Below are 12,566 nucleotides of genomic sequence, written 5' to 3'. Positions count from 1 at the left end.
GGTCAAGCCATGAGCCTTGATGCCTACAAAGACAGCTCCATGCTGGAGTTGTTCCGTCTAGAAGCGCAGGCACAAACCCAGGTCATGGATTCATGCCTGCTGGTACTTGAGCGTGAGCCAACCGATCCCGCGCAGCTGGAGGCCTGCATGCGTGCAGCGCACTCACTCAAAGGTGCGGCACGCATTGTCGGCTTGGATGTCGCTGTGACATTGGCCCATGTGATGGAGGACTTGCTAGTCTGTGCCCAGAGCGGCAAGGTCCGCCTGAGCTCCACACGCATCGACGCCCTGCTACGCGCTTCAGAGGCATTGAGGCAGTTGAGTGAAGGGATCAGCGTGCAAGGGCTGCCTGCGCTGCAAGCAATCCTGGCAGAAGATACGCAGCAAGATGCGCCGGTACCCGATGCCATGCCGGACTTCAGGCCGGCCTTGCCGGAAGAAGTCTCCGCCATTGAGACCAACGAGCCCGAGCCCGCCGGTGAACTGCATGACCGTATCCTGCGTGTGTCAGCCGAACGCCTGGACCATCTGCTCGATCTGGCGGGACGCTCACTGGTGGCTGCACAGCGTACCAAGTCCCTGGGCCAGGAGTTGGCACAACTCAAACGCCTGCAAGACCATATTGATCGATCCCTGCATGGGTTGCGCGATGCGCTGCTGGGGCAGGAGCTACCGCCTCGTGCCAAGGCCTTGCTATCCGATGTGAACCACTGGACGCTGGAAGCCAAAAGCCAGTTGCAACAACATACAGCGGCTTTCGACAGCTTTGGCTGGGCCTTTGAGCAGCGCAGCCAGCGCATGTATGACACCGTATTGGCCTCGCGCATGCGCCCCTGCGCGGATCTGATGGCTGGCAAGGCGCGCATGGTGCGTGAGCTCAGTCGCAGTCTTGGCAAAGAGGTATGGCTGAATCTGGAAGGCGAAGAGGTACAAGGAGATCGCGACGTACTGGAGACATTGGAAGCACCACTGATCCAGTTACTGCGCAATGCGGTGGACCACGGCATTGAAAGCCCCGCACAACGGTTGGCCAGCGGCAAGCCGGCACAAGGCAACTTGGTACTGCGGGCTCGGCATGCTGCTGGGCTCCTGGTCCTTGAGCTGGAAGACGATGGAGCAGGCGTTGACCTCGCTCGCGTACGTGCCGCAGTCATCGCACGCAAGCTGGCCACCGAAACGATGGCCCAGCACATGCATGAGGAAGAATTGCTGGCTTTTCTGTTCCTGCCGGGTTTCAGCGTGAGCGAGAAAGTCAGTGAGATCTCTGGCCGTGGGGTGGGCCTCGATGTGGTCCAGCACACGCTGCGTCAACTACGCGGTACGGTGCGCGTCCGCCAGCAACAGGGGCGAGGGACGGTGTTCCAGCTGCAACTGCCTCTGACCTTGTCGATGCTGCGCTGCTTGGTGGTGGAGATCGGCGGTGAGGCCTACGCGCTTCCGCTTGCGCAAGTGGAGCAGACTTTGCGTATCCCGGCGGACGCCATCAGCATGGTGGAGGGCCAGCAACATATCTGGGTACGCGAGCGCGCCATCGGTCTGGTCGCTGCCCACCAGCTTTTACAACTGCCGCATGGCAAATCCGATCCGCTGGGCCTCCCAGTGGTTTTGATACCGCACCACGACCGAAGCCTTGCCATTGCGGTAGACAGGATTGTTGGCGAGCAAAATCTGGCTGTCGTTCCCATCGACTCCCGCCTAGGCCTGCTGCGCGGCGTGGAGGCAGGTGCCCTGCTCGATGACGGCAGTCCGGTGCTTATCGTGGATATGGATGACTTGCTGAACTCCGCTGACAAGCTCTTGGGTGCAGGCCAAGTCGAAAGGGTTGCACGGTTGTCTGAAGGGCCGTCACTGCGGCGCAAGCGCGTATTGGTGGTGGACGACTCGCTGACCGTGCGTGAGCTGGAGCGCAAGCTGCTCATTGGGCGCGGTTACGAGGTGACCGTGGCCGTGGATGGCATCGATGGCTGGAACATTCTGCGTGCAGAAAAATATGACCTCCTGGTGACCGATATCGACATGCCCCGCATGGATGGCATTGAGCTGGTAGGCCTGGTAAGGCGCGACGCACAACTGCAGTCCATGCCCGTGGTGGTTGTATCCTACAAAGACCGCGAGGAAGACCGCAGACGCGGCCTTGATGCGGGAGCCGACTACTACCTTGCTAAGTCGAGCTTTCACGATGAAACATTACTGGAGGCTGTACACATGCTGATTGGCGAGGCTGTTGAATGAAGCTTGGACTGATGGTTAACACCCCTGAGTTGGCGCAACGCCTCGAACACGCTTTGGAGCCGCTGCACGACATCCACTGGGTGGCACAAGACGAGACGCAGGCCTTGCGCCTGTGTCGTGATATGCCCCCTGAGCTACTGCTGCTGCAACTGGGCACAGCTGATCGAGTGGCCTTTTCGCAACGTGTCATGAATGAGGCGCCATGCCCTTTGCTACTGCTGGATCTGGCGACCGAGCTCCATACCGAATGGGCATTCAATGCCTTGGGCCACGGTGCCCTTGATGTGGTGCATCTGCCCGAATTGGCGAACGGCAGCGCATTCAATCCAGCGCTGCTGCTGCGCAAGATCCAGAACATCGCCTGGCTGGCCACGCCCCCGCAGCCTGTTACCCAACGAGCCACGCGCACCAGCGCGAAACGCGCGTGCCTGATTGCCATCGGTGCCTCCGCTGGTGGGCCCGCCACACTCAACCAGTTGCTGCGTGAACTGCCTAAAGATCTTGACGCCGCCGTGGTACTGGTTCAGCACCTGGACGACAAGTTCTCTGCGGGCATGGCTGAATGGTTGGCGCGGGAATCAACGCTTCCGGTACGCCTGGTTCAGGCTGGTGAGATACCGCAGACCGGCGTGGTCTTGCTGGCTGGCCGCAATGAGCATTTGACGGTGAGCCGCCGCGGCGACCTGCAGTATTCACTCAAGCCTGATGCGCAAATTTACCGTCCGTCGATCGACATTTTCTTTCAAAGCATTGCCGAGCAATGGCGAGGTGATGCCATCGGTGTGTTGCTAACGGGTATGGGGCGAGACGGGGCAGATGGGCTCAAGGCTATGCGCGAGCGAGGCTTTGCCACCATTACCCAAGACCAGTCCAGCAGCGTGGTGTGGGGAATGCCCAAGGCCGCCGTTGCTATCGATGCGGCAGCGGAAGTCCTGCCTCTGGACCGCATCGCCAACCGCTTGGCCGAACTATGCCGCTGGATGGCGGTAAAGAGAAATTCATGACTCCTATTCCAACTCTGGATGAAAACACCTCTGCCGGGGAGCCTGGCGAGCTTGAAGTCAAGGTTTTACTAGTAGATGACCAAGCCATCATCGGCGAGGCCGTACGCCGCATGCTGAGCCATGAGATCGGCGTGTCTTTCCACTACTGCGGAGACCCGAAAAATGCCATGGAAATGGCTGAACACATCCAGCCGACCGTCATCCTGCAAGACCTGGTGATGCCCGGTGTTGATGGTCTGGACTTGGTGAGCCAATATCGCAACAATCAGAAATTACGCGACCTGCCCATCATCGTTCTGTCATCCAAGGAAGACCCGAAGATCAAGAGCCAGGCATTTGCAGTGGGGGCCAATGACTATCTCGTGAAACTGCCAGATGCAGTGGAACTGATAGCACGTCTCCGATACCACTCCCGAGCCTATCTGGCGATGAAGCAACGCGACCTGGCGAACCAAGCCTTGCGCCTGAGCCAACAGCAACTCCTGGAGAGCAATCTTGCGCTGCAGCGTATGACGAAGCTCGACGGCTTGACTGGCTTGTCAAACCGGCGGCATTTCGATGAGCACCTGGACCTGGAATGGAAACGCGCACGGCGAGAGAGAATTGAACTCTCCCTACTGATGATCGATGTCGATTTTTTCAAATCCTATAACGACAGTTTCGGCCATGTGATGGGCGACGAGACCTTACGCAGCGTGGCCCAGGTCCTTGCACAATCTTGCTCGCGCTCTGGTGATCTGGTCGCCCGATATGGGGGTGAAGAGTTCGCTATCATTTTGCCCAATACCTCGCAAGACGGCGCATGCTCGCTCGCCAATAGTGTGCGGCGCGCAGTCCAGGCACTAGCCATTGCACATGTTGCACCGGTAGCCGATGCCACAGTGACGGTCTCCATCGGAGTTGCCACCATGGTGCCTGAGCAAGACCTCAAACCCATTGCATTGATACAGCGCGCAGACACTGGGCTGTACCAGGCCAAAGAAAGTGGTCGAAATCGCATCGGCGTAGCCTGAGTACGGTAAATTTCTGATTCGATGCGATCTTGATCAGCAGGGGATGGGCTTCCTCCGGCTCGCCAAAGCGCTGGTAGCGTTGGATGGCCGCAAGTCTACGCAGGGTGCGTCAAGGGTGTCGTGCAGACCTGCAAGGACGGATCCTTGCAATGACTGCTCTGGGTGCCTCAGTGATCCAACTTATTGAGTTGGCGGACTGCAACCAGCCTGAAGCCGCCCTCAGCAACTTCGAACCAGGCCCCGACGCGCTCTAGCCAGCGCGGCCCGGTGTCTGGCTCTGACTGCAAACAATCCCACCCCGTTGAACCTCGGCCTACGCTTGTAGCTGGAGAAGATCACGCGCCCTGCTGGTATTTGAGATCAAGTCAAACCGCCCTGAGACCCAGCCTGCGCGGGCTTAAAGGACCTGCCTGTCCCAGGTACTGTTGCCCTGGTAGCGCTGCTGCCAACGGTCGATGCGCCACTGGCCGGCCTTGCGCAGCAACGTGAAGCGGCTCTCCACGATGGGCCAGCGGTTCGAGAAGAATTCCCCGCGCGTGGTCGTGCCCGCCTGGGTGTCGGCCGACTCGGGCTCATCGACGGGGAGCATGCGCTGCTGGGTGGTGATGGTGCATTGGTCAGGAGTTGGCCACTCCAGCGCCAGCAGGTCCAGGTGCAGCGGCAAATCAGGCTTGGCGCTGATGGAGATGCGCGGGTACTTGCGCAGGCGCGGCGTGGCATAGGCCTGGCGCAGGGCCATCGCACCCGCCAGCTGCTGCCACATCACGCCCATGTCCAGATGCGCCTCGGCGCCCCGGGCGCCAGCGATGGCCTGACTCGCCGCGCGCTCCCAGTGGTTCATGGCCTGCACCCAGCTGCGTAGCGCCGCCGTGGGGCAGGCAAAGGCGGGGATCAGTCGGTCGGCCAGCGCGGCGTGAAAGGCGCTGTCAAACGACGAGTCCTCGCCGCTGGCCAGGCTCCGCCAATTGGGCTGCTGAAACGCGGGAAAGTCATCGGGCCAGTGCAGCACAGCCAGCGGTTCCTCGGGCCAGGGCAAGGTTCCGCTGGGCGGCGCCGGCGCAGCGGCACGCAGCGCGGGGGGCAGCATGGCATCCAGGCGCGCGGCTAAGGCCTCGAAGCCGTTGCGGCGCGCCAGGTCGGCAGCGGTGGCGCCCAGGCCGTCCTGGGCAGCCAGCTGCGCGCCAGCGGCCAGCAAAAGGATCACGGCCTCGTCGCCACCCGCCTGGGCGGCGGCCATCAGCGGCGTGCGCCCGTGCTCGTCGGCCTGGTGCTCGGTATCGGCGCCGGCGGCCAGCAAGGCCTGCACCAGCGCTGCCTCATTGCCGCTGGCAGCCCAGCCCAAGGCCGTCCAGCCCATCACGGCATCGGGGGTGTTGAGCGACACACCGCGCGCCAGCAACCACCCGACCGCCTCCGCCTGCTGGGCGATCACGGCCTCGATCAGCAGCGTGCGAATGTTCCACAGGGCCGACAGGTCTTCGCCCGCTTCGGCCAACGCGGCCAACGTGCGGATATCGCCGCGCGCAGCGGCCTGGTTGCCTGCGCCAGCTGAGCCAGGGATAGAGGTTCCAGAAGCAAGCTGTGGCATGGGAGGGAACTGCGATCCTGTCGCACATCGAAGGAGTGATGGATCGGAAGTTTAGTGCCATGCCACGAAAGAGTGAGGTGGGCTGAGAGAACCCTGCGCCGGGGCCCGGAACTCCAATCGCAGAGCACTTACCCCATCACTGACAGTCCCCCTCCCCCGCCCCCCTCCGAGCCCTGCAGCGCAACGGATAAACGCCGCGCAAGCCTTGACTGCTTTAGACTCGGGAGTTATATTTATTAGAGTCTTAAAGCCAACAGAGCATGTTGGCGCTTCGGTACTACTCGCGGACCAGCTTGCGTCCCGTCGCGGTACCTATTTTCTTGCGTGGGGCGCTGTTGCCCCCACCGCCCTGCGTCGTCAACCAACGCCTTGTCCCGCCCGCTGGACGCTGATCCCACGATCGGCAGGCCTTGCTTGCGCCGTCTGTCTCGCCGTCTTTAGCGCCTGCCTTGCGGCTGTGGAACGTGGCTGCCTTGGCTTGGGCGGCTATCGCCCATCGCATTGCATTGCCGCAGGCTTGCCGCCATGGCGCCAGAGACCTCCCTGAGCTCGGCTCAGGCGCTTGCGTGGCGCCAAGAGCTAGCTTGCTTTCTCCACCCGCTTGTATAGGAAATACACTGCATGATGAACACCCGACACTTTGCCCGCACCCTGCTCGCCAGCGCCCTGCTGGCCCTTGTACTGTCCACCCACGCTGGCGATCTGCCCGGCAAGGGCGTCAAGGTGCTGCCCCTGCAAAGTTCGTTGGCCGAGGAAACCTTCCAGACCCTGCTGGTCACGCGTGCGCTGACCAAACTTGGCTATGACGTGCAGCCCATCAAGGAGGTCGAGTACCCGCTGGCGCATCTGGCCGTTGCGCGCGGAGACGCCACCTTCATGGCCAACCATTGGAATCCGCACCACTCGGAGTTCTACAAAAGCGTAGGGGGCGACGCCAAATTGTCGCGCAAGGGGGTGTACGCAGCCGGCGCCGCCCAGGGTTACATGATCGACAAGAAGACAGCCGATCAGTACGGGATCACCCACCTGAGCCAGCTCAGCGACCCCAAGCTGGCCCGGCTCTTCGATACCAACGGCGACGGCAAGGCCGATCTGGTCGGACCCAGCGCCGGTTGGGGTGGCGAAGCCGTGGTGAACCACCAGCTCGCCGCCTTCAAGCTGCAAGGCATGGTGAACTACACCCAGGGCAACTACCCTGCGCTGATCTCGGACACGCTGGCCCGTTATCAGCAAGGCAAGCCGGTGCTGTTCTACGCCTGGACCCCCTACTGGTTGAGCAATGTGCTGCGCTCGGGCAAGGACGTTGTCTGGCTGGAAGTGCCGTTCTCGGCCATGCCCGGCGTACAGGCCGGCACGGACACCCAATTGCCCAACGGCAAGAACTACGGCTTTCCTGTCAACAACGAATACATCGTGGCGAACAAGACCTTTGTCGAAAAGAACCCCGCCGCCGCCAAGCTGTTTGAGATCATGTCGCTGCCCATCGGGGACATCAGCGAGCAAAACCGCCGGATGCACGACGGCGAGAACCGCCAACAGGACGTGGAGCGCCACACGGACAGCTGGATCAAGGCCAACCAAAAGACTTTTGATGGCTGGATCGAGACAGCGCTGAAGGCCGCCGCAAGCTGACCTGGGTTAGCGCTGACCTGGGTTTGCTCTGAACGCTGGGCGATGGGCGCGCAGCTTCTACACCTCGGCAACACCCACGCAGGCCGCCTGGCGCGTCGACCACGCACTCATTGATCAGCGCCTTGTGCACGGATCAGATCGCGCACTGCTATGGCCATCACCAAAAGCGCCAAGCCGGCGGCGGTCAGGGTTGCGGCCGTGTAGAAGCTGATCAATGCCCAGTAAAGGACGGGCTGCTCGGCAGCAAGGATGTCAGGTCCTTTGCGGTTGTTGAGCACCCCGGAGCGCAAGCTCTCCACCACTTCAGTCGCGCCAATAATGCAACCCCAGCCGATCAAGGCCGCGATGGCGAGGGCTGCCATCGACTGCAGCCACGGTCGCCGTCGGCTCGGGGTGTTCGGAAGGCCCATCACCTGCTCACTGCCTTGGCAAAGGCCCAAAGGCCCATGGCTTCGCAAAGGAATGCCGCACTACTGCATCTCGCTGGCCCACACCCGCTGCGCGCGATGCCAGGCAACGCATGGACGTACTGTCTGGCTGCCAGTCCAGCACCAAATCCAGCGCGTCCGTTGCATCCCATGCGCAGGACCGTGCCGCGCCAGGCACTGCTGTAGTGATCGGCCAGGTGCTGCACACTGCCCTCAGGCAACACTGGAAGGTGCCGTGCTTGCATAGGCCCAAAGCGATATTGCTCCACAGGCATTGTTTCCTTTTAGTGAATCCGATGGGTAGGAACCCATCCGTCGCATATTGTCCGATTTCCATCGGGTGGTGGGCGCATAGCATACGCGTCCATCGTCTCCACGTTGAGATGGTGCAATTGTCATGCTGTCAAGAGCGCAAGGCCGCCCCATAGCAGGCATTGGAGGACAAGTTGGATTTAAACACCTTTGAGTCTCGCGCCACGAGGGCAACAGAGAGTATGTTCTCCTTCGCAGCGTTTGTTGCAGCGGCCGAAGATCTGTCGACGGATCCACGCTATGCCGATGCCTGGCTGGATGCAGAGATCGTGAATGCACTGGCTCTGGCCGCATGGGAAGAGCAGGGACGGCTAAATGGACTGCGCAGTGGCAGCAGACCTTCAGGAAGGATGCCATCCAAGACATGGCCGCATTGATAAACGCCGGCAAAGCGAGCCTGTAGCGCGACACATCCGGCCAGTGCTTGCGATCACGGTAGGTGTCATTGCAACCGTCTGGGATCGGCCAATTCAGGCAAAATCCAGATGATCGGGGCAAGCCTGGCACAGGTCTGCAGGGAAGCCCACTTTGAAGAATGGAACAACACCAATGGCACTGACGAAAAAGGGCGAGTTCATGTACGGGACGACGTCGGGAGACACCCAAGCCGAGCTGCGCAGCTACAGCGTTGCCAATGGCCATGAGGCCACCCGGTTTGCCTCGTCCAAATGCGAGTGCGGCTCCCGGACTTTTGCGCTGCAGACCGACGAAGAAGCCGGCGTGGCCATCCGCACCTGCTCCGACTGCGGGCAGGAACACCTGATGGGCGACAGCGAGGATTACATGGAAGAGGCCACCCCCGAGGGGCACGCCTGCGTGTGCGAGAACGAGGTGTTCGAGCTGGTGTCCGGCGTCTCCGTGTACCAGGGCACGCATGATGTGCGCTGGTACTACATCGCTTGCCACTGCGTTGAATGCGATCTGGTGGGGGTCTTCGCAGACTGGAAGTGTGAAGCGGGTGATGCGGCGGCCTTCCTCGCCAAGGTATGAGTGCGCCGCCCGCAGAGGCCCTATTGGCAGGCTTGAGCGGCCCATCAACCAATAGAGCCCTACCCGCCGCCAGCACCTGCACCATGCGCTGAACGCGGATTAAAGCCCTGCGGCACCCTGCCCCGCCCTTTCCCCCAGGGCTCAAAACCCACTCCCCCCCAGCTCCACAAACAGCGCCTCCCCCGCCATCACCGGCGCCAGCCAGGCCTGCACCAGCGGCAGCTCATACGCGTAAAAGTAGCGCGCGCAATCCAGCTTGCCCTGCAAAAAGGCCTGCTGCCCGGCATCAGCGGCCGCCATGCGCCCATGCGCCTTGAGCGCCATGTCCAGCCACAACCAGGCCAGCGTGACATGGCCGAAGGCGGTCATGTAGGCGGTGGCGTTGGCGAGGGCCAGCTGGGCGTTGCCGCTGGCCCAGGCCGCGTCGGTGGCGGCATGCAGGGCTTGGGTGGCCGCATCTAAGCGATCGGCCCAGGGGGCGCATGCGGGCACCGACCGGGCAGTGGCGACGGTTTGCGCGATCTCGGCTTGCAGCAAGGCCCAGGCGGCTCCCCCATCCATGCGCAGCTTGCGGCCCAGCAGGTCGAGGGCCTGGATACCGTGCGTGCCTTCGTGGATCATGTTGAGCCGGTTGTCACGCCAGTGCTGCTCCACCGCATAGTCGCGCGTATAGCCATAGCCGCCCAGCACCTGGATGGCAAGGCTGTTGCCCTCCTGGCACCACTGGCTGGGCCAGCTTTTGGCGATGGGGGTGAGCACCTGCAGCAGCAGCTGCGCGGCATCGCCCTGCTGCGGCGCGCCGGCGCGCTGCGTATCGACCAGCTTGGCACAGTACAGCTGCAGCGCCAGCGCGCCTTCGGCATAGCTTTTTTGCGCCAGCAGCATGCGCTTGACATCGGCATGCTCGGCAATCGGCACCTGGGGCTGCTGCGCGTTCTTCACCACCTTTTGGCCGGCAGCGACCGGGCGGCCCTGCGGGCGCTGGCGGGCATAGTCACGCGATTGCAGGTAGCCGGCGTATCCCAGCATCGTGGCGCCCAGCCCCACCTGGATGCGGGCCTCGTTCATCATGTGGAACATGCACTTCAGGCCCGCGCCCAGCGCGCCCACACGGTAGCCAACGGCCCCGCCCTGCTCGCCATAATGCAGCAAGGTGTTGACGGTGCCCCGGTAGCCCAGCTTGTGGTTCAGCCCGGCCAGCGCAATGTCGTTGCGCTCGCCGGTCACCTGGCCTTCGGTATCGACCAGGACCTTGGGCACGATGAACAGCGAGATGCCGCCCACGCCAGCGGGTAGCTGGCCGCTGTCATCGGGCACCTTGGCCAGCACCAGGTGGACGATGTTCTCGCCCATCGCATGCTCGCCGCCTGAGATCCACATCTTGCGGCCCGTCAGCCGGTAGCGCGGGCCCAGCGGGTCATCTGCAAAGTCGTCACCATCGGGCACGGCACGGGTCGTGATGTCCGACAGGCTGGAGCCGGCTTGGGGCTCACTGAGGTTCATCGTGCCAAAAAAGCGGCCTTGCAGCTGCGGCAGCGCAAAGGCCTTTTGCTGCGCGGGCGTGCCATGGGCCAGCAGCAGGCCGGCATTGGCCGCTGTCAGCATCGAATAGGCCTTGAGCGCAATGCTGGCGGCCGAGACCATGCTGTTGGCCGCCATATCCACCACGCAGGGCAGCTGCATGCCCCCCACCTCGTAGTCGTGCGACGCAGCCAGCATGCCCGATTCGGCATAGGCGGCGCAGGCTGCCGGTGTGCAGTCAGGCAGATGCAGCTGCTGGCCGTCAAAATGCGGCTCCTGCTGGTCCACCAGGCGGTTGAAGGGCTCGAACTTGTCAGCAGCCAGGCGCTCGCACATGTCCAGCACGGCGCCATAGGTCTGCCGGTCATGGCCGGCATAGCGCGCATGGCGGCTGAGTGCCTCTACCTCCAGCCAGTCGTAGAGCAAAAAATCCAGGGTCTGGCGGATGCTGGCGTAGTCGAGTTGCATGTTAGAACGTGTTGAGGATCTCTACGCAGCGGCGTTGGAGAGCAATCGGGATGGATTCGAAGGGATGGAACGCAGCTTGCACCGGGGTGCAAGCAAGGGCCAGCGCGAAGAAATCGCCCGATTTCGCTCCAACCCGTAGGGACACTGTCGCGGCGCGAGGAGATCGTCAGCACGTTCTTAAGCAACCTCAAATAAGGCTGCCGCTCCCATACCGCCGCCCACGCACATGGTGGCCACCACATAGCGCACACCGCGTCGCTGGCCTTCCAGCAAGGCATGGCTGGCGATGCGGGCGCCCGTCATGCCATAGGGGTGGCCGATGGAGATGCCGCCGCCGTTGACATTGAAGCAGGCTGGATCGATGCCCAGCTGGTCGCGGCAGTACAGCGCCTGGCAGGCAAAGGCCTCGTTCAGCTCCCACAGGCCGATGTCCTGCACGCGCAGCCCGTGCTGGGCCAAGAGCTTGGGGACCGCATAAATGGGGCCGATGCCCATCTCTTCCGGTGCGCAGCCAGCCACTGCCATGCCCCGGTAGATGCCCAGCACCTCCAGGCCCCGGCGCTCGGCCAGTACCGAATCCATGACCACGCAGGCCGATGCGCCATCCGACAGCTGGCTGGCATTGCCAGCGGTGATCACACCGCCCTCGATCACCGGCTTGAGCGCCGCCAGCCCTTCCAGGCTGGTGTCGGGGCGGTTGCCTTCGTCGCGGGCCAGGGTCACCTGCTGCAGGCTGACTTCCTTCGTGAGTTTGTCCGTCACCGCCATCTGGGTGCTGAAGGGCACGATCTCACGGTCAAACAGGCCAGCGGCCTGGGCGCGCGCGGTGCGCAGCTGCGACTCCAGCGCATAGGCATCCTGGGCCTCGCGGCTGATGCGGTACTGGCGCGCCACATGCTCGGCCGTTTGCAGCATCGGCATATAGGCATGGGCCGCGCGGGCGATGACGGCCGGATCGCGCTCGCGGCTGGCCCATTCCATATAAGACGTTTGCACGGCGGTGATGTTCTCGCAGCCGCCTGCCACCACCACCTGCATGCCATCGACCAGCACCTGCTTGGCTGCGCTGGCAATCGCCATCAGGCCGGAGGCGCATTGCCGGTCTACCGTCTGGCCCGCCACGCTCATCGGCAGGCCTGCGGCCAGCAAGGCATTGCGTGCCAGGTTCATGCCGGCGGTGCCCCCGGTCAGCACGCAGCCGACGATCACATCGTCCACCTCCGCCGGGTCCACCCCGGCGCGCGCCACCGCGTGCTCGATGCTGTGGCCCATCATCTGGGGCGAACGGGTGTGGTTGAGCGAGCCCTTGTAGGCCCGGCCGATGCCCGTGCGGGCGGTGGAAACAATGGCGGCGTCTTTCATGGCGGTGCTCTTCAAT

The 12,566-nt window shown here is 62.8% G+C and carries 10 protein-coding genes; 6 read left to right on the top strand and 4 right to left on the bottom strand.

What is annotated here, in order from left to right:
* Nucleotides 1-9: 9 nt before the first annotated feature.
* The 3 genes from N4T19_RS01530 to N4T19_RS01520 are packed head-to-tail and all read left to right on the top strand — an operon-like array spanning nt 10 to nt 4,249.
* Complete coding sequence (locus N4T19_RS01530; protein ID WP_260719266.1) at nt 10-2,232, top strand: hybrid sensor histidine kinase/response regulator; 2,223 nt, start codon at nt 10-12, stop codon at nt 2,230-2,232.
* Nucleotides 2,229-3,236: a chemotaxis-specific protein-glutamate methyltransferase CheB gene (gene cheB / locus N4T19_RS01525; RefSeq protein WP_182345407.1), complete on the top strand. Its 1,008-nt coding sequence runs from the start codon at nt 2,229-2,231 to the stop codon at nt 3,234-3,236. Before N4T19_RS01530 ends, cheB begins: the two co-directional genes overlap by 4 nt.
* Nucleotides 3,233-4,249, top strand: coding sequence for a response regulator (locus N4T19_RS01520; protein ID WP_116925145.1), 1,017 nt, complete (start codon nt 3,233-3,235; stop codon nt 4,247-4,249). The genes cheB and N4T19_RS01520 overlap by 4 nt, the downstream gene beginning before the upstream one ends.
* Nucleotides 4,250-4,646: 397 nt before the next feature.
* Here the strand turns inward: N4T19_RS01520 and N4T19_RS01515 are convergent, their stop codons facing one another.
* On the bottom strand, nt 4,647-5,837 hold the full coding sequence (locus tag N4T19_RS01515) for an ankyrin repeat domain-containing protein (protein WP_260719265.1): 1,191 nt from the start codon (nt 5,835-5,837) through the stop codon (nt 4,647-4,649).
* Between the two features lie 621 nt (nt 5,838-6,458).
* Here N4T19_RS01515 and proX point away from each other — a divergent pair.
* Nucleotides 6,459-7,469: a glycine betaine/L-proline ABC transporter substrate-binding protein ProX gene (gene proX / locus N4T19_RS01510; RefSeq protein ID WP_260719264.1), complete on the top strand. Its 1,011-nt coding sequence runs from the start codon at nt 6,459-6,461 to the stop codon at nt 7,467-7,469.
* Between the two features lie 107 nt (nt 7,470-7,576).
* Here the strand turns inward: proX and N4T19_RS01505 are convergent, their stop codons facing one another.
* Nucleotides 7,577-7,831, bottom strand: a complete 255-nt coding sequence (locus N4T19_RS01505; RefSeq protein WP_133248085.1) for a hypothetical protein — start codon at nt 7,829-7,831, stop codon at nt 7,577-7,579.
* 512 nt (nt 7,832-8,343) lie between these two features.
* Between N4T19_RS01505 and N4T19_RS01500 the strand changes: the two genes are divergently transcribed.
* Nucleotides 8,344-8,586, top strand: a complete 243-nt coding sequence (locus N4T19_RS01500) for a hypothetical protein (RefSeq protein WP_260719263.1) — start codon at nt 8,344-8,346, stop codon at nt 8,584-8,586.
* Between the two features lie 172 nt (nt 8,587-8,758).
* Nucleotides 8,759-9,199 (top strand): hypothetical protein, encoded by a 441-nt coding sequence (locus N4T19_RS01495; protein WP_116925141.1) that lies wholly within the window; start codon nt 8,759-8,761, stop codon nt 9,197-9,199.
* 141 nt (nt 9,200-9,340) lie between these two features.
* On the opposite strand, the gene N4T19_RS01490 is transcribed toward N4T19_RS01495, so the two are convergent.
* Together N4T19_RS01490 and N4T19_RS01485 are read right to left on the bottom strand one after the other, a co-directional pair.
* Nucleotides 9,341-11,188, bottom strand: coding sequence for an acyl-CoA dehydrogenase (locus N4T19_RS01490; RefSeq protein WP_260719262.1), 1,848 nt, complete (start codon nt 11,186-11,188; stop codon nt 9,341-9,343).
* Nucleotides 11,189-11,365: 177 nt separating this feature from the next.
* A complete protein-coding gene (locus N4T19_RS01485; protein ID WP_260719261.1) occupies nt 11,366-12,550 on the bottom strand; it encodes an acetyl-CoA C-acyltransferase in 1,185 nt (394 codons plus the stop codon).
* Nucleotides 12,551-12,566: the final 16 nt, after the last annotated feature.

The organism is Comamonas squillarum, assembly GCF_025309455.1.
Taxonomy (GTDB): Bacteria; Pseudomonadota; Gammaproteobacteria; order Burkholderiales; family Burkholderiaceae_C; genus Comamonas; species Comamonas squillarum.
This window is presented reverse-complemented; position numbering and strand designations above follow the sequence as displayed.

What these genes read in the sequence shown, in the direction of transcription:
- N4T19_RS01530 (WP_260719266.1), top strand. Translation starts at nt 10, where the DNA reads ATGAGCCTTGATGCCTACAAAGACAGCTCCATGCTGGAGTTGTTCCGT.
- cheB (WP_182345407.1), top strand. Translation starts at nt 2,229, where the DNA reads ATGAAGCTTGGACTGATGGTTAACACCCCTGAGTTGGCGCAACGCCTC.
- N4T19_RS01520 (WP_116925145.1), top strand. Translation starts at nt 3,233, where the DNA reads ATGACTCCTATTCCAACTCTGGATGAAAACACCTCTGCCGGGGAGCCT.
- N4T19_RS01515 (WP_260719265.1), bottom strand. Translation starts at nt 5,837, where the DNA reads ATGCCACAGCTTGCTTCTGGAACCTCTATCCCTGGCTCAGCTGGCGCA.
- proX (WP_260719264.1), top strand. Translation starts at nt 6,459, where the DNA reads ATGATGAACACCCGACACTTTGCCCGCACCCTGCTCGCCAGCGCCCTG.
- N4T19_RS01505 (WP_133248085.1), bottom strand. Translation starts at nt 7,831, where the DNA reads ATGGCAGCCCTCGCCATCGCGGCCTTGATCGGCTGGGGTTGCATTATT.
- N4T19_RS01495 (WP_116925141.1), top strand. Translation starts at nt 8,759, where the DNA reads ATGGCACTGACGAAAAAGGGCGAGTTCATGTACGGGACGACGTCGGGA.
- N4T19_RS01490 (WP_260719262.1), bottom strand. Translation starts at nt 11,188, where the DNA reads ATGCAACTCGACTACGCCAGCATCCGCCAGACCCTGGATTTTTTGCTC.
- N4T19_RS01485 (WP_260719261.1), bottom strand. Translation starts at nt 12,550, where the DNA reads ATGAAAGACGCCGCCATTGTTTCCACCGCCCGCACGGGCATCGGCCGG.